At 65.5% G+C, this 307-nt stretch carries 1 pseudogene; it reads left to right on the top strand.

Annotated features, from left to right (window positions below):
- A pseudogene (locus ACNPM4_RS19305) lies at positions 1-260 on the top strand (phosphate/phosphite/phosphonate ABC transporter substrate-binding protein); the annotation flags it as partial.
- Positions 261-307: the final 47 nt, after the last annotated feature.

Genomic DNA, 307 nt, shown 5'->3' with positions numbered 1-307 from the left:
AAGAGGCCCCGGACATCGCCGAGAAGGTCGTGGCCTTCGCCTACACGGAGATGATCCCCAACGGCGGCGTCGCGGTCACCTCGACACTTCCCGACGACCTCGTCGCGGAGCTCACCGAGCTGCTGGACGGCTACGCCGACTCGTCCGAAGAGGCCGCATCCGTGATGTTCGACCTCGTCGGACTCTCGGACTGGACCAGCGAGACCGCCCCGGACGAGATCACCCGCTACGGCGAGATCCTCGCCGAGTTCTCGAACTGACACGCAGAACTGAGAACAATGCACACTGATCCGCAGCGCGCGGAGGC

This window comes from Microbacterium umsixpiens (genome assembly GCF_053543675.1).
This window is presented reverse-complemented; position numbering and strand designations above follow the sequence as displayed.